Below are 24,596 nucleotides of genomic sequence, written 5' to 3'. Positions count from 1 at the left end.
CCATGTGTTTCTTTGCAGTTAAAACGCTACCGGCCATTTCGATTTGTTCTTTTCACGACCCTGCCAGTCCCCGACACCGGAAACCGCATCCCTTCGTCATGAATAAGAATTGGTGGATCCTTTGCCTTGCCGCGTTGTCGATCATGACGATCGATGTCGATGTCGCACGGGCTCAAGACTACGACGACACCGAAGCTTGGTTGCGGCACCAGTTGGGTCTGCGGACATCCCAGCGACGCGACAACGCGGAAATGAAGCGTTTGGTTTCGCCGCTGTCACAGTCGACCATCGACAGCGTCGTGAAGGTCTACAGCGGTGATCGTCCGGTGGCCTTGGGCACGATCGTGGCCGCCGAAGGATATGTCCTGACCAAACGCAGTGAATTGACGGGCGATCCGATCCGCGTCCGCATGTCGGATAACCGTCTGTTGCCCGGACGCATCGCCGCGGTCCGCCGATCGTCCGATTTGGGTCTGATCAAAATCGAATCTGATGAAACGTTCACTCCGGTGACTTGGGTGGACCAGACGCCGACGGCCGGCAGTTTTCTGATCAGCCCCGGACGCACCGGACGCACGATCGGGATCGGGGCGATCGGTTCACGACGAGTCCGTGTCGAACACAAAGGCCGCCTTGGCGTTCAACTGGTCAGCGCCGAACGCTCCGGTGCAACCGTTCGTGGTGTCCAACCCGGCAGCGGCGCCGATCAAGCGGGCATCGAACAGGGGGATCGCATCGTGGCGATCAATGGCCGCCAGCAACCCGATCGCTTTGCCGTGGTCAACACGCTGAGCAAAATGTACCCGGGCGAAGTCGTGGCATTGACCATCGTCCGCGGTGAAGACCGATTGGAGATGGACGCGCGACTTCGTGATCTTAGCGTGCTGCAGGAAACGGAAAACGACGCACGCGTCAACGGCCCCCGCAGCGCACGCCTGTCCGGCTTCGATGACGTATTTCAACACGACACCGTGCTGAATCCCGATGAATGTGGCGGTCCGATTTTGGACAGCGACGGTCGCGTGATCGGGATGAACATCGCTCGCGCCGGCCGCGTCGTCAGCTACGCGTTGCCGGCCAGTGTGATTATGGAAGACTTGGCCGGCATGCTGAACGAGGCACGCGGAAGCGTCCTGGATCAAAACACGGTGGCCGGACAACGTTAGGCTGGGCGTCGTACACTGAATGCCGGACGTCCAGTCGACGGGTGGAACTAGTCGGCGGCCAAGTCGATCGCCATTTCGATCGCGGCCTGCATGCTGTGATGGCTGGCTCGGCCGGTCCAAGCCAAGTCCAACGCCGTGCCGTGATCCACGCTGGTTCTTACGATCGGCAATCCCAGAGTGACGTTGACGGCTTCGTCAAACGCGAGCGCCTTCAAGGGGATCAAACCCTGATCGTGGTACATGCAAACATACACGTCGGTCTGGTCACGCTGCCGCGGTGTGAAAGCCGTGTCCGGCGGCAACGGGCCGGTCACAGGAATGCCTTCGCGTGAAAGCTGGGCAACGGCGGGCTGAATCAAACGTTCCTCTTCACCGTGGCTGAACAAGCCGCCTTCGCCCGCGTGTGGATTCAATCCCAGAACGGTCACGCGAGCGGGACGCCCCAGACGGCGTGACACCGCGGCATGCCCCAACCGGGCCGCTTCAATGATCGACGATGTGCGGATCAGCTTCGGTACATCCGCGATGGCTTCGTGAATCGTCACCAGCACGCAAGAAATTTGGGGGCTGGTCAACATCATTCGAAAGTCGGTCACACCGGTCCGATCGGCCAGCAGTTCGGTGTGACCGGGAAACGGACAACCAGCTTGATGCCACGCTTCCTTTTGAATGGGGCCGGTCACGACACCGGCAACCCTGTGATCGATCGCGGCATCAATCGCCCACTGGACCGATGCCAACGACGCCGCGCCCGTCGCCGCGTCAGGGCGTCCCGGCACAACGGCGACGGCGTCCAGATCACCGACGGGCCAAATCATCGGACGATCGGATGCTTCGACGTCCGCCCAATCATGGGCGACTTCGGGGACAGGCAAATCCAAAAGACCACCGATCCGCCGAATCACGTCGGCCGGACCGACAAGAATCGGTTGACACCGATCCGTGATTTCGCTCAGCATCGTACAGCGAAGCGCCAGTTCGGGACCGGCACCCGCGACGTCGCCGACGGTCACCGCCAAACGTGGGATTCGCTTTAGGGATGCGGGACTGGCGGTACTCATGGAAGCCTTTTGGATACGAATGTCCGTGCAGAACGCAGTGTTTTGAAACCCGGCCGAACGAAAAAACGGTGTCCGATTCGCCGGCCATGGCCCCGTGCCATGCGAACGCGTTTGGCCGCCCTTCCGTAAAACGTCAGTTAGCCAACCCCCCTGTCCGCCACCCAGCAACGTCACGCTATTCAAAGCCTAGTGCATGAGGCCCCGATGACGGAATCAGTCAAACCGACCAAATCCACCACCGACCGGCGTGGGGCGACCATGGTGCAGCCAGGATCATCGCCGCAGTCAGGCCGCCCGGCGAACGTGAAATCACCATGGCGATGGCACGCGTCCTGGCTGGGCTTTTTGCTGATATCAGTCGCTGGCACCGCGTCGGCGGGCGATGTCGTTTTGGTGTGTCCCGATGCCTTTCAAACCGCCGCACGCAAATGGATCGAACACCGCACGGCCGAATCGCTGCAGATCACGGTGATCCCGTCACAACGGACGGCCGAATCATTGTCCCAGACAATCAACCAAGCCAGCGACACTAACACGCGATACGTTGTGTTGCTGGGTGACGCACCGGTGATCGGTACCGCTTGTGACCCGGCACGACAAATCCCCACGCATTACCGCGAAACCACGGTGACCCGGAACTGGGGTTCGACACCGACGATCGCCACGGACTTGCCCTATGGACTGGCCGGACCGGACCAAACTCCAAGGCGGGCAGTGGGGCGCATCCCTGTCACCAGCCCGGCTCAGGTGCAATCCTTTGTCAATCGATTGAAAGCCTACGAACGCAGTCGCGATTTCGGGCCTTGGCGACAACGCATCGAATTGACCGCCGGCATTGGCGGATTCGGGATGATCGCCGACGCCGCGATCGAACAAGTCACGCGAGCGATCGTTACCGGCGTGCTGCCGGGGGACACGCGGACGTCGATCGCTTATGGCAGCCCCGGGCATCGCTTTTATCCGCCAGGCGCCAGCTTTCGCGACGCGGTGATCCGGCGGTACCAACGTGGTTCTCGGTTTTGGGTCTATGCCGGCCACGGTTGGATCGACCAACTGGACCGCGTTCCGGCCACCGAGGACGGCATCGCGGTGCTGGACAACGTTTCGGTGTCGCGTCTGGCCGGATCCCAAGAACGCAGCAGCATCGGTCTGATGCTGGCGTGTTACACCGGGGCCTTTGATGCATCCCAGCCGTGTTTGGCTGAGTCGATGATGATGCAACCGTTCGGTCCGATCGCGATGATCGCCGGCAGCCGGGTCACAATGCCCTATGGCAACTGCACCGCCGCGGTCGGGTTGATCGATGGGATCTATGATCGCCGGGTGCCACGTCTGGGCGACGCCTGGTTGGGCACGCTTAACGCAATGCATGCCGACGATGAACAGGACGATCGCACGACCACGCGGAAACTGATCGATACCTTGGCCGCGGTGGTCAGCCCCAGCGGGACGAAGTTGATCGACGAACGACATGAGCACATGCGTTTGTACAACTTGCTGGGGGACCCGACCCTGAAATTGAATCCGCCCAAGACGGTGCCGATTCGTGTCGTCAGCGGACACTTGGACGGCCAACCCTTGCAGATCGAATGGTCCAGCCCCATCGACGGACAATCACAAATCGATGTCGGTTTTCCCGTGGGCTATCAACCCGACGATCAGTGGATCGATGCCGGCTGGGTCCGCGAAGTCGAACCGGGACACTGGTCGATCGCATCGGCCGATGCGGATGCCGATGCCGGCGCCGTGAATCGGCACACGTTCGAATTGCCGGATTCCATCGACGGGATGTTGATCTGCCGCGTCCGAGTCGACGGCACCGACGATTGGGCCAGCGGATCGGCGGACTTGGTCGCTCAACCGCGACAACGCTGACCAAGACCTCTGCCCGGCACGCTGCTTGCTTTGCCGATCCGGTGTACAGCCGCCCACAAAGGCTCGGAAACGCGCGGGACGATCACACGAGCGTCTGGTCGGAACCGCGTGCGAACACTCGCCGTCCGTGTTTCTGTGCGGCGTTCCGTTACCGCATCGCAGGAAAGCATCGCCGCCATGGATTCACCGTCAGTCGCCACGTCGCCATCCACCTTTCGGGGCCGGCGGAATTTTCGCCACCACCGGCGGTTCTTTGTCACCTTGGGACTGGTCGCGATGACAGCGGTCCCGGCTTTCGCCGATTCGCCCTCCAAAGTAGGCAACGGTTCGGTCGAATGGCGATCCGTTTCCGCACAGCGGGACAAGATCACTCAAGCGGGGCTGAGTTTCCTGGAGGAAAAAGGGCAATCGGACACCGGCACATTTTCCGATCGCGTCGGTCCTGGGATCACCGCGCTGGCGATCACGTCGGCGCTTCGTAACGGACGTCCGATCGATGATCCAATGGTCGCGTCGGGCTTAAAAGCCTTGGAATCATTTGTTCAAAAGGATGGCGGGATCTACGGCAGCGGTCGGCTGAAGAACTATGAAACCTGCGTCGCCATGGTTTGCTTCGCGCAAGCCAACGCCGACGGACGCTATGACCAGATCTTGCAGGACGCCAAACGCTTTGTCACCGATTTGCATTACGGTAATGAGCGCAAGGACCCGTCCGACCCTTCCTTCGGCGGCGCCAGCTACAGCGGTGATGAACGGCCCGATCTGTCCAACACGGGTTACCTGATCGAGGCGCTTCGCAGCGTCGAAACGCCCACCGGTGACCCCGCCATCCAAGCCGCATTGAAATTCATATCCCGCTGCCAAAACCTAGATTCACCACACAACGACACCGCATACGCGGACAAGGTGGACGACGGCGGTTTCTACTATGTCATTCCGGACGCCACGCCCGAATCAGGCACACCTCAGGGTCGCAGCGGCCGATCCGACGAACGCACCACGGCCAATGGTGGTTTACGAAGCTATGGATCGATGACCTACACGGGTTTGAAAAGCATGATCTATGCGGGCTTGCAGAAAAACGACCCGCGTGTCAAAGCCGCCGTGCGTTGGATCGAAATGAACTATGGCGTCGATCGGAATCCCGGCATGGGATCGGCCGGCCTGTTTTATTACTACCACACGTTCGCGGCCGCCTTGAACGCAACGGGCCTGCAAGTCGTCACCGATGCCGATGGTCACACGCATCACTGGAAAGCCGATCTGATTGCCGAGTTGGCCGAACGCCAAAACGACGACGGATCTTGGAGCAACGAAAACGGCCAGTGGTTTGAAAATGACAAAAACCTGGCGACGGCTTTTGCACTGATGGCCTTGTCCTACTGCGATGTTCCGGGCGAAGACTGATGTCAGGTCGGGTGTTCGGACAGAAACGGCGTTTCCGTCTCGGCATCGGCCGCTTGATGTTGACGACGATGATGGCGGCCGGCCTTTGTTCGCTGGCAACCGGCCACGATCCGATCGCTTGGCAAAGCAAGCGGTTTCGGATGATCAGTCTTCTTGATCGCCTGGAAACCCTCGCACAACCGCTTCGGCAAGCTTGGCCCCTGATGGACGGCGAACTGCACCAGACCGGTCCGTTCATGGCCTACCCCATCGGACGTCCCCGCACCTTAGTTTTGCTGACGCCCGTCAAGTTTGAATCACCCGCCGTAACGATCAACACGATCGAACGGGACCGTCACGGCGGTCTGCGGTTGCGGCTTGCCGGCCCGGACGAAGGCGACTGGATCGAATGGCATCCGCACAAGCGCCATCCCACCAGCTTCACCGGTGGCCTGGGCGATTCCCATTTGCTGCAGCGTTTTTTGCCGATGACACGCGGATGGTATCTGGTCCGTTACGAGAACTAACAATCGCGTCGCATTCAAAAACGCCAATCACCGGCGATTGGCTGCGACATGACGCCACCTCGGGATCCGTCCGGATTGTCAGGGTGGGGTGCGGTCGCCGACGATGCCCCCGGCCATGCGGGCTAGAATGACGTTGGGCTAGCACACGATTCCTGAAGGCTTATGGCGTTTGATGGCATAGGGTGCAGCCGGACCAGACTGATTCCCGCCACTTCCCCACAGATCCTTTCATGCGTTGCATCGCGACCACAATGCTGGCGTTGACCGTCAGTACCGTTTTTGCCGATCAGACGATCGATGTCGCCGACCACGGAATCCGACCGGGCACTGATTGCACATTTGCCGTCAACCGGTTGATCGAAAGTTTGGCGGACCGGGATGCCGTGACGCTGCGCTTCGCGGCGGGACAGTATGACTTTTATCCGGAAAATGCGGTCGAACGACATCGCGCGGTGTCCAATCATGACAACAGTTTGAAACGCATCGCATTTCCGTTGTTCGGTCACCAAAACGTGACCATCGATGGGGGCGGGTCCGTGTTCATGTTCCACGGTCGAATCAGCCCGTTTGTGTTGGCCCAGTGCACCGACATCACGCTGAAGAATTTTACGATCGATTGGCAGCGATCGTTTCATGACGAATTGCCCGTCATCGCCAGCAACCCAGACGACGGCAGCTTCGTCGTCGAAGTTGATCCGAAACGTTATCCGCACACCATCAAGAACGGTAATCTGCTGTCGGAAAAGTATGACTGGCAAGACCGGATGGGATCCAACATCGTCTTCGATCCCAAAACCAACGCACCGATCTTCAACACACGCGACTATTCGATCAACTTTTCCGCCCCTTACACGGCATCACACGCCGGCGAAAACGCGGTGAAGATTTCCGGTCGCGTTCGCAAATCGCCTCCGCCGGTCGGCAGCGTTCTGATCAGCTACGGCACCCATCCGACCAGTCGTCTCTGCCCGGCCATCCATCTGGACCAAGCCAACCAAACACGTATTCAGAACGTGACCATTCATGCGGCCGGTGGCATGGGCGTCATCGCCGAACGATGTGACGACGTGGAACTGGACGGGTTGGTCGTGACATCCAATCAAGAGCGGATCGTGTCCACCCGCGCCGACGCAACGCACTTCATCGGATGTCGCGGAACGATCCGCTTACAAAACTGTTTGTTCGAACACATGTTGGACGACGGAATCAACGTTCACGGTGCCTATGTCAAAGTGGTCGAATACTTGGGTGATCGCCAATTCCTGTGTGAAATCAGCCACTTCCAGCAATGGGGACTGGTCTTTTCGAAGCCGGGGGACCGAATCGCGTTGTTGTCGCGAACCACCGTCCTGCCGTTCTTTGAAACCGAAGTCACCAAGACGCGGATTCTGAACGAGCGGCGTTTGTTGGTCACCCTTGCCGAGGTTCCCGACCGGATGCCCGAAGGACCGTTGTCGATGGAAAACCTGACTTGGTATCCCGATCTGGTGATGAAGAACAACACCATCCGCGAAAACCGCGCACGCGGTGCTTTGATCACCACGAAAGGCAAAGTGTTGCTTCAAGACAACGTCATTGCCAGCCAGATGCATGGCATCTTGATCGAAGGCGACAACAACAAGTGGTATGAATCCGGTGGCGTGCAAAACATCACGATCACCGGAAACACCTTTGACAATGTCGGCTTTGAAGGCGGAGCGGTTTATCCGTTGCTGGCATCACCGCTGTTGAATGAAACCCAGCATATGGGCGAAGGCCATTTCCACCGAAACATTCGTTTCACTGACAACACAATCCGGTCCTTCAGCGGGCACCTGGTCCGAGCACAATCGGTCACCGGCCTGACCATCTCGGGCAACCGATTGGAAATCAGCAAAGACTATCCGGCCGTCACCGATTTCCCGGCGGTCGATTTAGAATACTGCGACGATGTCACGATCCGAGACAACGACGCCGTTGGATTTGATTGTACGCTGGTGGTGCAGACATCCGACGATTGCTCGTCCGTATCAGTCGGCCCCAACTCGGGCCTGGATCGACCGTAACACGTTGCAACGGCAAACCTTCATCGACCAAGTCATGATGAACCCGTTTGGCAGATTCCCCGCCTCGTCTTTCCCCACAACGATACCCACCTTAGCGAAAATGACCCGAAACCCTGCACTGTCCCTAATCGGCTGGATCACTTGCTGTTTGATCGCTGGACCGGCGATCGCCGACAATGAGGCCACGGCCTCCACACAGTCCAATCCCACAAGGCCCAGCCCCACTCGGCCTAACATCGTGTGGATCATTCCCGATGACATGTCAGCCAACTTTTCGTGCTATGGCGAAACGGCGATCGAAACTCCCAACGTGGACGCCTTGGCCGCTGGCGGTGTTCAGTTCAATCGCGCCTTCGTGACGGCCCCGGTCTGCAGCACTTGCCGATCGGCGTTCATCACGGGGATGTACCAAACCAGCATCGGCGCCCACCACCATCGCAGCGGACGCGGCGAACGCAAAATTGAATTGCCCGCCTCGATCCAATTGGTGCCGAAGATGTTCCAGGATGCCGGCTATTACACGACGATCAGCGGTTGGCCCAATCGCGGCAAACGTCTGGGCAAAACGGACTACAACTTCCAGTGGGACGCATCGGTCTATGACGGCACGGATTGGTCCGAACGAAAACCGGGCCAACCCTTCTTTGCCCAGATCCAAACGAAGGGCGGAAAGATGCGTGGCAAAGACGCCAGCGGATGGAGCCGGATTCATGAGCAAGCGGAAAAGACACTGGGCAGCCGTACCAGCGAAGATGTCGTTCAACTGCCACCTTATTACCCGCAACATCCTGACCTGGTCACTGACTGGGCCGCCTATTTGGACTCGGTCCGCATGACCGATCACATGGTGGGCGAAGTGCTACAGCGATTGGAAGACGAGGGCATCCGCGAAAACACTCTGGTCTTGTTCATGACCGATCACGGCATCAGCCATGCACGTGGAAAACAATTCCTGTACGACGAAGGGATTCATGTTCCCCTGGTGATCAGCGGCCCGGGTATCCAACCGGGAACCGTGCGTAATGACGTCGTCGAACACATCGACATTGCGGCGTTGTCCTTGGGTGCCGCGGGGATCGAAGTCCCGACTTGGATGCAAGCCCAGGACATCTTGGCCGACGATTATCAACCGCGTGACGCGGTCTTTGCGGCGCGTGATCGCTGCGACGAAACGGTCGATCACATCCGGTCGGTACGCACCGCAGACTTCAAGTACATCCGCAACTTCCTCCCTCAGCGGCCGCACCTACAGCCTTGTGCCTACAAAGACGCCAAGGCGATTCTGATTGCACTGCGGCAATGGCACGACGCAGGAAAGCTTGACGCGATCCAAGAACTGATTTTTCGCCCGACCCGACCGGCGGAGGAGTTGTACGATTTGGCGGCCGACCCGTACGAAATCAACAACTTGGCCGATGTGCCGGGCTATCAGGACAAGCTGGCCGAAATGCGGTCGCGTCTGGATCGTTGGATGGAAGACACCGGCGACCAGGGACGCCAGATGGAATCGGCCGCGATGTACGACAGTGATATGGAGGAATACTTGCGAAAGTTTCGCAAGCCTGACGGCGACAAAGCTCACATGCGGGTCATCGAATCCAACATCGCATTGATGAAAAAATGGGCGGCCGAGGGCAAGTGAATCGGACGGCCCCCCCTAGCTGCTGACAACGCCGCGGCGACTCGATCATTCGGGTCGCCGCTTTTTTGTTGTCTATTATGATCAAAATGGCTTGGTAATTTCCGGCGTGCCCGGAATCTCTCTGTGTCGCCCGATGATTTCTGGCTCGATCCGCATGAATTCCCGCCCTGATGCCCCACCCGATGACGTCCCACCCGACGATCCCCTGGATGACCGCTACGCCGATTTTGTCGGCTTGCTTGCGCGTCATGATCAGGCGGTCCGTCGGTTCGTCCGTGCGTTGTTGCCCACTGGTGACGGAGTGGACGACGTGATGCAGGAAACAGCGCTGGAATGCTGGCGAAAATACGACCGGTTTTGTGACACGGCGACCGAAGTCGACGGCGAATTTACACGCTGGGCTTGTGTGATCGCACGCTACAAAACACTCAGCTGGCAACGCGACCGTGCCCGGGACCGACTGGTGTTTCGCGAAAGCGTCATTGAACAATTGGCGGCATCGGCCGAGTTGCGTTTGGATCGCGGCGATCAAGAACGCGAAGCGATCGAACGCTGCCTGGATCAGTTGCCCGCCGATCAGCGGCGACTGCTGTTAAGCGTGCATTCCCCCGGTGAATCGGTCGCCCGAATCGCCAGCGAAACCGGCCAGCGAGCACGCAAGCTGTACAGCGTCGTGCAGTCCCTGCGCAAACTGCTACTGCGTTGCGTCGAAAGCCGTTTGGCATCGGAGTCGTCGCATGGCTGATCGCTTGAAGAACGTGATCTTTCAAACGCTGCAGCGGACCGTTTCTCGCGCTGATTTCGACTGGTTGCAAGACCGTTTGGAAACAGACGACGCGGCGCGGCAGACCTACCTGACCGCGGTACACATCAGCGAACACTTGGATCAACAGGCGGTCGATGCCCCGGGAAAGCCCAGGCCATCCGATGCACCGGGCGCCGATGTAATGTCAACGCCACTGGCGATCGGTCGCCACGCGGGCGGATCGACGCTGGTGTCGCGTTGGGTCCTGGTCGGCGTGGTTGCCAACATCATCGCATTGGCCGGGATCACCTGGTACGCGCGAACACATGACGCACCATCACGCACCGAACGCGGCAGTGTTTCGCTCGACGATGCTGTGGCCACGTCGCCGGCACCGGATGCGTCATCATCCTTTGCCGCCGGCGACACCGACACGACCACCGAACGGCTGATCGCCGGACATGCAACGCTTCGTCGCGCGATCGACATCCGCTGGCCAAAAGGCAACAGTGGCTTGCACGAAGGCGACGTGCTAACCAACGGAACACTGCGATTTGATTCCGGCGTCGCCGAGATTGATTTTTTCTGCGGCGCAACACTGATCGTCGAAGGCCCGGCTGAGCTGAACTTGGAATCGGACTGGTCAGCCGAGGTGTTTCTTGGTCGCCTGCGTGCGAATGTCCCACCGGTTGCCCGCGGATTCACGGTCAAAGCCGCCGATGCGCAGATCGTCGACCAGGGGACCGAGTTTGCATTGCAAGTGACCCCCGACGCCGCCTGTGTGGAAGTCCTTCGTGGGCAAGTCGAGATTCGCAGCACCGACACGCCGGCACGACAGTTACGTACCGGCCAGCGGCATTGGTTGAAGGGGTCCGCATCGTCGGCGTCTGACTTTCACGACCTGGCGACCAATGACGATGTCCAGCGACGCCGTCACAACGCACAAAGCGATCGCTTGGCCGATTGGCAAAATCATATTCGCCAGCTTCGTCGTGATGAACGATTGATCGCGTTGTACACAGCCGACGCCATCGACCGCTTCGCCGAATCGTCGGACGATTCGCTGCGGCTGATGTTCAATCAGGTCGGCGCCCCCGATGAACGTGATGGCGTGTTGGTCGGACCGGTCGAACGAGTGTCGGGACGATTCGGCAACGAATCGGAAGGCTTGGATTTTTCGCGGACCGGCGCCCGTGTCCGCACACGAACCGATGGCCAGTACGGTGCATTTACGTTCGCATGCTGGGCCCGCATCGACGGACTGGATCACGTTTACAACGCATTGTTCTTGGCCGACGGCTATGAAAACGGCGAACCCCACTGGCAAATCGACCAAGACGGCCGGTTGTTGTTTTCCGTGATGGTCGACGACACGCCCGGAACGGGACTGGGCGGTCACCCGCAAGCCCGGTTTCACCACCTGTACAAGACGCGTCCGTTTTGGAACGACAGCAACCGTAATCAATGGTTCCACTTGGTCGCGGTCTATGACCCACCGAATCGACGCGTCACCCAGTACGTAAACGGCGACATTGTCGGCGATGAAGTCATCCAGCCTAAATTTCATGTCCAGGACCTGCGGATCGGCCCCGCCGAGATCGGCAACTGGGGGCAACCGCTTCGCAATTCGCCATGGTTTGCCGTTCGTAATCTGAACGGCCAGATCGATGAATTGGCCATCTACGACGCGGCTTTGGATGCCAACGAAATCCAGTCGCTTTACCAACAGGGAAAACCACTTGGTTACTGATATGCTCCTACGAACATTCATTCCATCCATCGCGTTTGCGATCGTTGGCGTTGGGGCGATGTTCGCCACCGATGAAATCAACGCGAATGATGCGATCGCCGGTGATGATACGTCACGACCAAACATCCTGGTCATCATGTGCGACGACTTGGGTTATGCCGACGTCGGGTTCAACGGATCAACCGATATCCAAACCCCCAACTTGGACGCATTGGCCAAAGCGGGAACGGTGTGCACGTCGGGCTATGTGGCCCATCCGTTTTGTGGCCCCAGCCGCATGGGCATGATGTCGGGACGTTACCCGCATCAATTCGGCGCTCCGTTCAACTTGCCCAACAGCGGCCAAGGGGCGGATGCCTATGCGGAACACGGCATCGATCCCGACGAAGTCTTGATCAGCACGGTGCTGCAGCGTAGCGGCTACTTCACCGCCGCGGTGGGCAAATGGCACATGGGGATCCAATCGTCGTTTCACCCCAATCACCGTGGTTTCGAAGAATACTACGGCTTCTTGGGCGGCGGACACAAGTATTTCCCCCAACAGTTCCAGGGCGTCTATGAACGCCAAAAGGCGCGCGGCATTCAGCACATCAACGAATATGTTCGCCCACTGGAACACAACGGCCGACCGGTGAAGGAAACCGAATACGTCACCGATGGGTTGTCGCGCGAAGCCGTCCGAATCATCCATGATGCAGCCGCTGACGATCGACCATTCTTCATGTTCCTGGCCTACAACGCGCCGCACACGCCGCTGGAAGCCAAGCCGGAAGACATGGCCCCCTTCGCACACATTGATGACGAAAATCGACGCACCTACGCCGGCATGGTCTTCGCCGTCGACCGCGGCGTCGGTCAGATCGCCAATGCGTTGGCCGAAACATCGCAACTGAACGACACGCTGATCGTTTTCCTTAGCGACAACGGCGGCAAAACCAGTGCCGGGGCCGACAACGGCCCGCTGCGTGAAGGCAAGGGCAGCACGTACGAGGGCGGCTATCGTGTCCCGATGTTCTTTCACTGGCCCGGCGTTGTGAAAGCCGGCCAAACGTATCCACACCCGATCACTGCATTGGACTTCTATCCGACCTTTGCCGCCCTGGCCGACGCATCGATCCCCGAAGGCAAAGTCTTGGACGGCAAAGATGTGTGGTCCTCGCTGATCGATGGCGACAATCCACGACCGGATGAAATGATCTATGCCATGCGGCACCGACAAGGTTTTAGTGACGTCGGAGCACGCCGTGGCCCATGGAAAATCACACGCACCTTCCGCAGCCCTTGGAAGCTGTTCAACCTGGAACAGGACATCAGTGAATCGCGCGATCTGATTCAACAGTACCCCGACGTGGCTGCCGCGATGATTGAACAAACGAAACAGTGGAGCAGCACACACCCCAGGCCCCTGTGGTTCGACAACCGAAAGGCGGAAGCCGAATGGACCAGGCTGGAAATGCCGCGGCACGATGAAACGTTCGCCTTTGAACGTTCCGGCCAACCGGCCGGCCAACCCTGACACACCTTCGTCACTCGGCGTGCGTTTCCGCGTGCCCCATCGCCCCCAAAACTTCTTACGTGAAAGACCTACCCGCCATGAACACGCACCCTCTGATTCGCAATCGCATCCCACTTCTCAGTTGGTTTTGTCTTTTCATTGGCGCTGCCGTCACGGGTTCGGCGGCGGATCGTCCGAACGTTCTGTTTGTGGCGATTGATGACCTGCGTCCAGAACTCGGTTGTTATGGTTCGGAGATTGCCGTCACCCCAAACCTGGACGCTTTGGCAGCCGACGGATTGTTGTTCAACCGCGCGTATTGCCAGCAAGCGATCTGCCGTCCTTCGCGTGCCAGCTTGATGACCGGTGCTCGACCAGAAACCACCGGTCTTTTCCACAACTATGTCTCGCTGCGTGAACTCCAGCCCAACATCCTGACGTTGTCCCAGCACTTCATTGCCAACGGCTATGACGCGGCCTATGCCGGCAAAATTTTTCACAACGGGGACAATGACGACGACACTTCGTGGAATCGAAAACCCGTCCAGTGGCTTGACGGTTTGGACAAGCCACAGAAGTACCATTTGGCCGAAAACCGGCGATCGCAATCCGAAACCGCCAAAGAGATGTTGGCCAAGTACGGCGATGCAGCACGACGCGGATTGATTTCTGGCCCGACTTACGAAGGCGCCGATGTTCCCGACCATGCGTACCTGGACGGTTACAACACGCTGCGTGCGATCGACATGCTGGACAAAATGGTCCAGGACGACAAACCGTTTTTCCTGGCACTGGGCTTTCACAAGCCGCACCTGAATTGGATCGCACCCAAAAAGTACTGGGACATGTACGATCCCGAACAAATCCAGCTTGCAAGTCAAACAGATGCACCGGAGGGTGGTGCGGCAATGGGGCTGCACGCATCGTTCGAACTACGCACCCGCACGGGCATCCCCAAGTCGGGACCGATCGACGATGCCATGGCGCGAAAGCTGATGCACGCGTACTTGGCTTGCGTCAGCTACGTGGACGCCCAATTTGGAAAGATGGTTCAAGCCTTGGATGACGCCGGCGTTCGCGAAAACACGATCATCGTCGTGTGGGGCGATCACGGATGGCACCTGGGCGATATGGGCGTCTGGGGCAAAGCGACCAACTACGAAATCGCGACGCGTGTGCCGTTGATGATCTGGTCACCGTCGATGAAGGCACGCGGCGTGAAAACCGATGCCCTGGTCGAACTGGTCGACATCTACCCGACACTGTGCGATTTGGCCGGCCTGGAGAAACCCGATCACCTGGAAGGCCACAGTTTTGCCCCGTTGATGGATTCGCCGAACCAGCCTTGGAAAAAGGCCGCGTTCAGCCAGTACCCCAATCCGGCGCTTCGCGAATGGGCCGCCAACCCGCTGTCGCCTGAGATGCGTGAGACGTTTTTCGGACCGCTGATCGAAGAAGTCGAACAACGGATTCAAAAACAACAGGGGGATCGTTGGGATCGCGACCTGTTTGAAAACAACCTGATGGGATACGCGATGCGAACCGACCGGTACCGCTTGGTAGCTTGGAAAGACCGAAGGGATGCGGAAGCAACACCGATTTTCGTCGAGCTTTATGACCACCAAGACGATCCCAGCGAAACCGTCAACATCGCACCGCAGAACCCCCAGTTGGTCGATCAGTTGCTGAAGCAACTGGACGGCGGTTGGAAAGCCGCGCTGTAGCGTTTCGGCCCATCTAAGATTGCATCCCGTTGCCAATTCCCCCACGCTTGATCGATCGACGTATGATTTTCCGATTCCCGACGACACGGCTCCTATTGGTCATTGCAGGTTTTGCGATTGCCACAGGGGTCGGCGGTCCGTCGGCCCACAGCGACGACCGTGTCGACTTTGAACGCGACATCCTGCCAATCCTCGAAGACCATTGCCAGTATTGTCACGGCGAAGACGAACAGGAATCCGGACTGCGTCTGGATCGTCGGGCGATGATGTTGCGTGGCGGCGACTATGGGCAACCCGCGGTCGTTCCCGGTGATCCGGACGGCAGTTATCTGATGACGGTGGTCACGCACGCGGAACCTGGCATGGAAATGCCGCCGGACGATGACAAACTGTCGGACGAAAAGATCGACTTGCTGCGGCGTTGGATCCAACAGGGTGCGCAGTGGCCCGGCCAGATGGACGACGTGGTCGATGAAACGATCGATCACTGGGCATTCATGCCCTTGAAAACAGAGTTCGACCACGATTCGATCGACGGATTTCTGAAGGCCAAATTGGATGAAGCTGGCCTGGCATTCAGCCCCGAAGCTCCGCCGCGACAATTGATTCGTCGCGTCAGCATCGCGTTGACGGGGTTGCCGCCGACACCCCAGCAATCACAAGCCTTCGTCGATGCATACGCCAAGGATGCCGACGCGGCCTATGAACACTTGGTCGAACAATTGTTGGATTCGCCGCACTTCGGCGAACGGTGGGCACAACACTGGCTGGACGTGATTCGCTGGGCGGAAACCAACGGCAGCGAAAGCAATCTGTATCGCAAGAACGCGTGGATGTACCGCGACTATGTCGTCGACGCGTTCAACCAAGACAAACCCTATGACCAATTCATCACCGAACAAATTGCCGGTGATGTTTTGGGACACGGTGACGCGACCGGCTATCTGGTCGCCGGCCCCCACGTTCCGGCGGCAACCGTTGGCCAGGAACCCACGGCGATTCGTCAAGCTCGTGCCGACCGCATGGACGAAATCCTGCAAACCGTTGGCGCTTCGGTGATGGGTGTGACCATCGGATGTGCACGGTGCCACAATCACAAGTTCGATCCGATTTCGATCCAGGACTACTATCGCTTGTCGGCCGTCTTTCAAGACATCGAATTCGGCAGCCGGTTTCCCGAACTTTCCCCCGAACACCCCCGAGTCATTCGCCACGAAGAATTGACCGCTGACATCGATGCGATTCGATCACAAATGCGGCGTCAAGGTTGGGCGTGGGTGGAAGATTGGTCCGGATTCGAAGAAGTTCATTTCCCACCACAGACCGTGCGTGAAATGCGGATCCAATTCGAAAAGGGTTGGGTCCAAGCCGACGAACTGGAAATTTTCGAAGCGGGTGATTCGTCCCGAAACGTCGCCAAAGCAGACCATGGCACCGTCGTCACGGACAATCCGGCCACCCATATCGAAGGTAAAAACCCCGAATCCTTGGCCGATGGTGTTTTTGGCACGCAAGTCTGGCGTGCGAAGAACCCCAGCGGACAAAAGGAACGCCCGTGGCTGCACTACACCTTCGCCCAAGACACGACCATCGATCAGATTCGAATCAGTACCAACCGCGAAGACTTCTTTGAAACGGATTACCTGGACAAGCTGAACAAGAACATGCACGGCGACTTTGCGATTCAGTTTCGCGACGCCAACGGGAATTGGAAAACGTTTGCCAAGACGTCGATGATGCGCAAACGCACCCAAGACGATTCCAATCGCAGTGCACTGGTCGACACCATCCAGCAGGCCATCGAACAGTTGTCCACCCAGGGGCCCCAGATGGCGTTTTTGGGCAAGCTGATCGAACCGGTCGACACCTTTGTGTTTTCGCGTGGCAGCCCTGAGAATCCTCGTAAAAAAGTCAACCCAGCGGCACCCGAAAAGCTGAACGGTCAATTGGATGTCGCGGCCGACGCATCGGGCCCCGAGCGTCGCCTTGCATTTGCACACTGGCTGACAAAACCGGAAAACCCGTTGACCGCGCGAGTGATGGTGAACCGTTTGTGGCATCACTTGTACGGCAACGGGATCGTTCCCACGCCCAGCGATTTTGGCAAAGCCGGCGCACCGCCGACGCATCCGGAAATGCTGGACTGGATGGCGGAACAGTTCATCGAATCGGGTTGGTCCATGAAATCAACGATCCGCTCGATCGTGATGTCGGATGCCTTTCGTCAATCATCGTTGCCCAACGACGACGGAATGCGTGTCGATGCATCGGCACAACTGCTGTGGCGTTTTCCGCCCCGTCGCGTGGAGGCGGAAGTGATTCGTGATTCGATCTTGTTGGCTGCCGGTAACCTGGATGACACCGTCGGCGGCCCCAGCTATCGCATTCATAACGTCAAAGCACGCTACGCCCAGTGGGAGGTCATCGACAATTACAGCGATCCGACTTGGCGGCGAATGCTGTATCAAGAACGTATGCGTCGTGTCGACGATCGCATCTTTACGGCGTTTGACTTTCCTGATTGCGGTCAGATTCGGGCCAAGCGTCCGGTCAGCACCACGCCGCTGCAAGCGTTGAATTTGATGAACAGCCCGTTCGTGGTCACGCAATCCGAAGCGATGGCCGAACGGGTGCGACGCGAAGCGGGCAACGATACCGAATCGCAAGTCCAACGCTGCTATCAACTGCTGTTTTGCCGGGACGCCGATGAAAGCGAATTGCAATCATCGATCGAACTGGTCCGGCAACATGATTTGGCACTGCTTTGCCGCGTCTTGTTCAACACCAATGAATTCGCGTTCCTGCCTTGACCGCCCGCGAATCACGCGACGGTGGCCGTCGGCCCGGCGGGAGATCGACCGGGGTGGCCGTGATGACCTTGAATTTTCAACCAAAGATTGCAATCGATGAACTTGCCTGAACGTATCAGTCCGATCGGACGTTCGCTTTTGAACCGTCGTTCGTTTTTGGGCCAGACCGGCATGTCCCTTGGCGGTTTGGCTCTTTCACAATTGCTGGCCCGTGACAATTTGTTGGCCAGCGATGCCGCCGATGGCTTGGGCCCGATCCGGCCCCAGATCGACGAAAAGAATCCCTACGCGTCGCGGCCACCGCACTTTGAAATGCCGGCCAAACAAGTCCTGGTGATTTATTTGCCCGGAGCGGTCAGCCACGTCGACACCTTCGATTACAAGCCAGCCTTGTACGATCTGGACGGTCAAAAACCACCGGGGATCCCCGCGGTCACTTTCGAAGGCCCGACGGGAAACATCGCCAAACCTTTCTGGGATTTTCGTCCCCGCGGTGAAACCGGAAAGATGGTTTCGGATCTATTGCCAAACTTGGCCGAAATGGTCGACGACTTTTGTTTCGTTCATTCGCTGACGACCCAAACCAGCGCGCACCCGCAAGGCGAAAACTTTTTCAACACCGGTTTTACGATGGAGGGTTTTCCGTCGTTCGGCGCTTGGGTGACTTACGCGTTAGGCTGTGAAACGGAAGAACTGCCGGCGTTCGTGGCCATCAACGACCCGCGTGGGCTTGCGAGAAGTGGTAAGAATAATTTCGGCAGTGGATTTCTGCCGGCGGCTTTCCAAGGCACCGATTTTACCGCATCCAACCCGCCGGCCAACTTGCACCGTCCCGACCGGTTTACCCCCGGGGCCGATCAGGCGGGCGTGGATCTGCTACGCAAACTGAATGCCGATCACCTGGAAAGCTTTCCGGGCGATGCGGACTTGGCCGCGCGAATTGCCAGCTATGAATTGGCCGGCCGCATGCAGACATCCGTTCCCGAAGTGATGGATATTGCCGGCGAACCAAAGCACGTTCACGATGCCTATGGAACCGAAACCGGCACCGAACTGAAACGTGCCTATGCCAACAACTGCATCCTGGCACGCCGTCTGTTGGAACGTGGCGTTCGTGTGGTCCAGTTGTTCAACGGCAGCGACCCGGCCGGCGGCAACGGCATCACCAACTGGGATTCGCATTCGGACATCTTGAAAACGCATGCGATGCAGGCGGAGATCATGGACCAGCCGACCGCTGCGTTGATTGCCGACTTGAAACAGCGGGGCATGTTGGAACACACGCTGGTGGTCTGGTGCACGGAATTCGGACGGATGCCTTTCTTGCAAGCCAATGGGACCGGGCGTGACCATAACCCCGACGCCTTCACATGCTTCTTGGCCGGGGCCGGGGTGAAGAAGGGATTCAGCTATGGCGAAAGTGATGAATTCGGATTCAAGACCGCCAGCAACGAAACAACCGTGTACGATTTCAACGCCACACTGCTTCACTTGATGGGCCTGAATCACGAGCGTTTGACGTATTACCACAACGGGCTGGAACGACGCCTGACCAACGTCCACGGCCACGTGGTGAAAGACATTCTGGCCTGATTCGCCACGGATCATCGCCCATCGTTTGGCGATGACAGGTATAACGTCCAGGGACGACGGTCGCACGTCGTGCTTCCCGGAATACCCGTTCATCGCAATCCGACAATGCCATGATCCATCGCCGACATTTGCTTCACTCCACCGCGGCTTTGGCCGCGGCGTCCACCATTGCTGGGCAGACCGGGCCAGCGGTCGCCGCTGATCCCGGCAGCATCAAACGTGGAAACCCGATTGCGGTATCCACCTATTCTTATTGGCGGTACCGCGATGACACCAAGTTGCCCATCACGCGGTGTATCGAACTGGCGGCCGATGCCGGTTTTGATGCCGTGGAAATCTTGCACGTGCAGATGGAAGATCAATCCAATGCGATGTTGCAAAAGATCAAACAACGTGCATTTCGCCTAGGACTGGATTTGTGCGGGTTGTCCACGCACCAGTCTTTTGTGACTCCCGATGCCGACAAACGGAAGCAACAAATCGATCACACGATCGAGTGCATCGAATTGGCCTATGCGATGGGCATTCCCACCATCCGCGTGAACACCGGTCGCTGGGGAACATCTGGCAGCTTTGACGAATTGATGGCCAACCGTGGAATCGAACCCACGCTGGATGGCTACACCGATGACCAAGGATTCGCTTGGGTTCGCGACGCCTTTGAAAAATGTTTGCCGACCGCAGAGAAATGTGGCGTCGTGATGGGACTGGAAAATCACTGGGGGCTTGGCCGAACCGCCGACGGTGTTCTGCGTGTCATCGGCGAAGTCGATTCGCCGTGGTTAAAAGCCACGTTGGACACGGGAAACTTTTTGGAAGATCAGTACCGCCAGTACGAGCAATTGGCCCCCGAAGCCGTCTTTGTACAAGCCAAAACGTACTTTGGCGGTGGGACGTGGTACACATTGGACATTGATTACGAACGTGTCGCATCGATTCTGCGGCAAGTGGACTACCGTGGTTACATCAGCCTGGAATTCGAAGGCAGTGAAGACCATGCGACGGCCATTCCGAAAAGTCTGGCCATGCTTCGGCAACACTTTTCATGACCCGAGCATCGTGTCAGCGTTCGGCGTGCACCTCACCGCGTAGCACCAACGCCCAATTTCCGCCGCTCGGTGGTCGCAGACGCATCAGTTCCTTGTTCCCCATGCGGGTTTGAATCCGCTGATCGGTGTCGATGGAGATCCAGTCCGCTGTTCGCTAGCCCGTGTCGCGCACCGCGACTTCGGCGGTGGTGGCATTGGCGGGAAAGAAAATCACCAGCGTTTGGCCGTCCATCCCCGCGGCGGCATAGGCTTCGTTGGCTTGACGCCCGATCAACAGATCGTTCATAGGATTCACATCCCATAACGGCACCAATCGCTCCACGTCACGAGCCGCCCGCAAGCATGTCACCGCTTTGTCGTTGATTCCGATTCCCGAATCGGGACGATGGAATCGAATCGAGGCGGCCCCTGCCAACAGATGACGCCAAAACCGTTCGATCGCGTCTTGGTCACGATGGCCAAACTTGTTCCCATCGGCCCCATAGGTTTTGGTGGTGTTCATCGGGCGCGGCTGACTTTTCAGATAGTCACGCACGAACAAAAAGTTCTGCCAGTGTTTTTCACCGCTGTTGTGATTGTTCTGCGACACGTCGACGTAGTCATAGATTTCCGGATGGTCGAAGGTTTCCCGGTGTGACGTGGCCGACAAATTCCAGTCGTCCCACATTTCGGTCACCATGACCGTACGTCCGGCATCTTTGGCGTGTTGCTTGATGAACTCCGCCCAGTACTGTCCCCACTGTGGTTGTGCTCTCGTTTCGTTATCGATGCAGTACAGCACGTGGTCGTATTGCAAGGAATGCTGCAACAACTTGGCGACTTGTCGCTGCTGATATTTCAGCACGACTTGGTTGTCACGTTGCCGCGGCGTCGTGAAGAAAAAGGGCTGTTTGTTTTGACCGGGATGGTCGGGATAGGTTTTGGCGAATCCGGATTCGTCAAACGTGTAGTTCACGTTGTTTGCCGGGTTGTACGGGTGGTCGATCCAGCGTCGTGGTCCGCGACCGGCCAAGTCCGCATAGTCGAACCGATCCCAGATTTCAATTTGCACAAAGATGTCACGCTGGGCGGTCCAACGTAGGAATCTTTCAAAGCGTTCCCAGTACTCCGGGTTCCACCGCGACAGGTCGTACTTGCCATTGTCCAACCGCAAGAACGGATAGACCTCGGTACCACGATCGGGCCGATCAGACATCGTGTTTCGAACAACGTTGCCGCCGGCGGCTTGAATGCGGTCCAGCTGGGCTTTCAATTCATCGGCGGGCCACTGGAACAGGTTGTCATCATCGCTTCCGCCCAGCAGCAACACGGGCTCGCCACGGTATGACCAGTACCAACGGTTGTCGTCCCAAGGTTCGATGCCCCGTTGATCGGTTCGAGATTCTTGCGCCCCAGTCGCCGGGCAAACCGCCGCAGCAAACGCCAAGCTGAGGCCCCCGGCGCATACCAGTCGCCTTGAAACCAGTGCCGTTGCGGTTGCCCAGTGATACCAATTCGTTGTCATCGTGCGTCTCCACCTGCGATTCGTGGGAAACGAATGCTCTTGCGACGTTTTTCAAAGATTTTCTAAAGTCCCATGCTATCAGCCCCGTCGACAGACCGCATTGACGGTCGAACGGACCCTTTACGATGCCAACGCCCATTGCCATGAACGCCCGACGCCGCCCCCAGGATTCGCCTGGTCGCGTGCGTGCTGCGCTGCTGTTGTCCGTCTGGCTGATTGCGGCGGTCGTGTCCGGCTGTACACAAAATCCATACTTGGCCACCCCCGGCGGTGCCGCATGGCAGGGGCAACCCGTCGCGGTGGCCAACAATCCCACGCAGGCCCAGATCGCCGAACTCAGCCGACGCGTTCAGTTGCTGGACGATAACAATCGCCAGCTGACCACGCAGTTGGCCCAAAGCGAACAGCAGGCTCAGGTCTATAAAGACGAATTGCGACTGGTACGCACGCAGCTTGCCGAGGTCACCAACCAGTTTGAATCCGCACGAATGGCTGCGAACCAGGCGGAAAATCAGGTCCGCAGTTTTCAAGCGTCTACTCAAATGCGTGGCGGCGCGACCATTCGGCCGAATACCAATTTGTCCGCGCAAGCATCGCGGCTGAACCTTCCCAACTTGGCCGTCCAGCCGGACGGCGACGTGGTTCGCATCATCTTGCCCGCGGATCAGTTGTTCCGGGCGGGGACCAGCCAGATGATCCCGCAAGCGGCCGGAATCTTGGATCCCGTTGCCGCTCAACTGCGCACCGTGTTCCCACGACAACGCATCGCCGTGGAAGGTTACACCGACAATTCGCCAGTTTATGGCGGCGATGTCGCGACCAGCCATCAGTTAAGCGCCGCACAGTCGGGTGCCGTACTGGACTTCATGGTCCGCCGTGCGGGAATGCCGATCCACCAATTGTTCACCGTCGCACAAGGTGCCAACAATCCACGGCAATCCAATGACACCCCCGCCGGTCGCGCGGCCAATCGTCGGATTGAATTGGTCGTCTATCCGGAAACCTTCTAAGCATCTCAGACCCGCTCGCGCTCGCGCAACCACGAACGCCGATCTGAAATCGACTAAGCTAGTCCCAGCGACCTAGGTAAGGCACCGGATCAATGGGACACTTTGATGGGCATGTTTTTGGGGCAAACATTCAAGGCGGCAATCGCTGCTGTGATGCTGTTCATCTTCATCGGCAATACCCTTATCGCACACAGTGCTGCCGACCAGCCTGAGAAAAACGCGTCGGTCCCGCGTCCACAGAGGATGCCCACGCGTTATGTTCCCAACTTAGTACAGTTGCACGACCGGGTGTTTTCCGGTGGGTTGCCCGAAAACGACGAAGCGTTCGCGGAATTGGCCGCCTTGGGCATCCGCACAGTCATCAGCGTGGATGCTGCGTTGCCCGACGTCGATGCCGCCGAACGACAAGGACTGCGTTACGTCCATTTGCCTCACGGCTATGACGGCATCCCTACGGAACGTTCGCTGGAATTGGCCCAAGCGGTCAACCAATTGCCGGCCCCCATCTATATTCATTGTCATCACGGCAAACATCGCAGCCCCGCCGCCGCCGCAGTGGCCTGCTTGGGCGCCGGTCTGATCAACAAAAACCAGGCCGACCAGACACTTCGCATCGCCGGAACGGGCCCACAATATCGCGGACTGTTTGCATCCGTTGCCGACGCACATCCCTTGTCCGACGCAGTGTTGAATCAGAGCGGCGTCGCCTTTCCCAGCATTGCTGATGTGCCCGCGATGGCCCAACTGATGGTCGACCTGGAAACACGCTTGTCGCACCTGCGTCGGATCGCCGCGAATGATTGGGAACCGCCCGCCAACCATCCTGACCTCGACAAAGATCACCAAGCATTGCTGTTGATGGAAGCCTTTGTCGAAGCCGACCGCATTGCCCGGCAAGAATCGCTCGGCGATGACTTTGTCGAACAATTACAGCGATCCATCGCGAATGCGAAAGCGCTCCGGCAAGCGGTAACGCGGGCGTCACTGGACCGGTCCGCCGCCGCGACGAGTCTCCGCAGAATCGAAGAGATCGCACACGATTGCCGTGTCTGCCACCAGCAATTCCGTGACGTTCCGTCGGATCACTAAGACTTCGTCCGGGGACCTGCGACAGTCTGTTCCGACGCTTTCAAATTGTTAACACTTCGACGATGATACGGACTTGGCCCCCGCCGCCGTCGTTGTCGAACGTCTGGAAGATTCGCATCGCTCGG

17 protein-coding genes are annotated in these 24,596 nt (G+C 58.3%); 15 read left to right on the top strand and 2 right to left on the bottom strand.

Annotated features, from left to right (window positions below):
* Window positions 1-98: 98 nt before the first annotated feature.
* The gene (locus HFP54_RS09320) at window positions 99-1,166 is read left to right on the top strand and encodes a PDZ domain-containing protein (RefSeq protein ID WP_168564915.1); all 1,068 of its coding nucleotides are present in this window, start codon (window positions 99-101) and stop codon (window positions 1,164-1,166) included.
* A 47-nt stretch (window positions 1,167-1,213) separates the two neighbouring features.
* On the opposite strand, the gene pdxA is transcribed toward HFP54_RS09320, so the two are convergent.
* Window positions 1,214-2,227: a 4-hydroxythreonine-4-phosphate dehydrogenase PdxA gene (gene pdxA, locus HFP54_RS09315; RefSeq protein ID WP_168564914.1), complete on the bottom strand. Its 1,014-nt coding sequence runs from the start codon at window positions 2,225-2,227 to the stop codon at window positions 1,214-1,216.
* Window positions 2,228-2,530: 303 nt separating this feature from the next.
* Between pdxA and HFP54_RS09310 the strand changes: the two genes are divergently transcribed.
* From HFP54_RS09310 to HFP54_RS09255, 12 genes are all read left to right on the top strand, one after another.
* Window positions 2,531-4,102: a C25 family cysteine peptidase gene (locus tag HFP54_RS09310; protein WP_168564913.1), complete on the top strand. Its 1,572-nt coding sequence runs from the start codon at window positions 2,531-2,533 to the stop codon at window positions 4,100-4,102.
* Window positions 4,103-4,279: 177 nt separating this feature from the next.
* Window positions 4,280-5,509 carry a prenyltransferase/squalene oxidase repeat-containing protein gene (locus tag HFP54_RS09305; RefSeq protein ID WP_168564912.1) on the top strand — a complete coding sequence of 410 codons (1,230 nt, stop codon included), beginning with the start codon at window positions 4,280-4,282 and terminating at the stop codon, window positions 5,507-5,509.
* A 56-nt stretch (window positions 5,510-5,565) separates the two neighbouring features.
* The gene (locus HFP54_RS09300) at window positions 5,566-6,015 is read left to right on the top strand and encodes a hypothetical protein (RefSeq protein WP_146415463.1); all 450 of its coding nucleotides are present in this window, start codon (window positions 5,566-5,568) and stop codon (window positions 6,013-6,015) included.
* 230 nt (window positions 6,016-6,245) lie between these two features.
* Window positions 6,246-8,060: a right-handed parallel beta-helix repeat-containing protein gene (locus HFP54_RS09295; RefSeq protein ID WP_168564911.1), complete on the top strand. Its 1,815-nt coding sequence runs from the start codon at window positions 6,246-6,248 to the stop codon at window positions 8,058-8,060.
* A gap of 100 nt (window positions 8,061-8,160) precedes the next feature.
* Window positions 8,161-9,702: a sulfatase family protein gene (locus HFP54_RS09290; protein ID WP_168564910.1), complete on the top strand. Its 1,542-nt coding sequence runs from the start codon at window positions 8,161-8,163 to the stop codon at window positions 9,700-9,702.
* A 154-nt stretch (window positions 9,703-9,856) separates the two neighbouring features.
* Window positions 9,857-10,447, top strand: coding sequence for a sigma-70 family RNA polymerase sigma factor (locus HFP54_RS09285; protein WP_146415466.1), 591 nt, complete (start codon window positions 9,857-9,859; stop codon window positions 10,445-10,447).
* Entirely contained in the window at window positions 10,440-12,197 is a 1,758-nt protein-coding gene (locus tag HFP54_RS09280) for a LamG-like jellyroll fold domain-containing protein (protein ID WP_168564909.1), read from the top strand. Before HFP54_RS09285 ends, HFP54_RS09280 begins: the two co-directional genes overlap by 8 nt.
* Window position 12,198: 1 nt before the next feature.
* Window positions 12,199-13,713 carry a sulfatase family protein gene (locus HFP54_RS09275; RefSeq protein WP_168564908.1) on the top strand — a complete coding sequence of 505 codons (1,515 nt, stop codon included), beginning with the start codon at window positions 12,199-12,201 and terminating at the stop codon, window positions 13,711-13,713.
* 77 nt (window positions 13,714-13,790) lie between these two features.
* A complete protein-coding gene (locus HFP54_RS09270) occupies window positions 13,791-15,416 on the top strand; it encodes a sulfatase (protein ID WP_146415469.1) in 1,626 nt (541 codons plus the stop codon).
* Between the two features lie 62 nt (window positions 15,417-15,478).
* The gene (locus HFP54_RS09265; RefSeq protein WP_168564907.1) at window positions 15,479-18,226 is read left to right on the top strand and encodes a PSD1 and planctomycete cytochrome C domain-containing protein; all 2,748 of its coding nucleotides are present in this window, start codon (window positions 15,479-15,481) and stop codon (window positions 18,224-18,226) included.
* Between the two features lie 96 nt (window positions 18,227-18,322).
* A complete protein-coding gene (locus HFP54_RS09260) occupies window positions 18,323-19,819 on the top strand; it encodes a DUF1501 domain-containing protein (RefSeq protein WP_168564906.1) in 1,497 nt (498 codons plus the stop codon).
* Window positions 19,820-19,929: 110 nt separating this feature from the next.
* Window positions 19,930-20,868: a sugar phosphate isomerase/epimerase family protein gene (locus HFP54_RS09255; RefSeq protein WP_146415472.1), complete on the top strand. Its 939-nt coding sequence runs from the start codon at window positions 19,930-19,932 to the stop codon at window positions 20,866-20,868.
* Window positions 20,869-21,022: 154 nt separating this feature from the next.
* On the opposite strand, the gene HFP54_RS09250 is transcribed toward HFP54_RS09255, so the two are convergent.
* Window positions 21,023-22,372 carry a DUF6298 domain-containing protein gene (locus HFP54_RS09250; protein WP_168564905.1) on the bottom strand — a complete coding sequence of 450 codons (1,350 nt, stop codon included), beginning with the start codon at window positions 22,370-22,372 and terminating at the stop codon, window positions 21,023-21,025.
* A gap of 143 nt (window positions 22,373-22,515) precedes the next feature.
* Between HFP54_RS09250 and HFP54_RS09245 the strand changes: the two genes are divergently transcribed.
* Window positions 22,516-23,382 carry an OmpA/MotB family protein gene (locus tag HFP54_RS09245; protein ID WP_146416185.1) on the top strand — a complete coding sequence of 289 codons (867 nt, stop codon included), beginning with the start codon at window positions 22,516-22,518 and terminating at the stop codon, window positions 23,380-23,382.
* A 105-nt stretch (window positions 23,383-23,487) separates the two neighbouring features.
* A complete protein-coding gene (locus HFP54_RS09240; protein ID WP_168564904.1) occupies window positions 23,488-24,471 on the top strand; it encodes a protein-tyrosine phosphatase family protein in 984 nt (327 codons plus the stop codon).
* Window positions 24,472-24,596: the final 125 nt, after the last annotated feature.

Source organism: Crateriforma spongiae (genome assembly GCF_012290005.1).
In the GTDB taxonomy this organism is placed as follows: domain Bacteria; phylum Planctomycetota; class Planctomycetia; order Pirellulales; family Pirellulaceae; genus Crateriforma; species Crateriforma spongiae.
The sequence above is the reverse complement of the archived record's forward strand: the minus strand, read 5'-3'. Positions and strand labels throughout refer to the sequence as shown.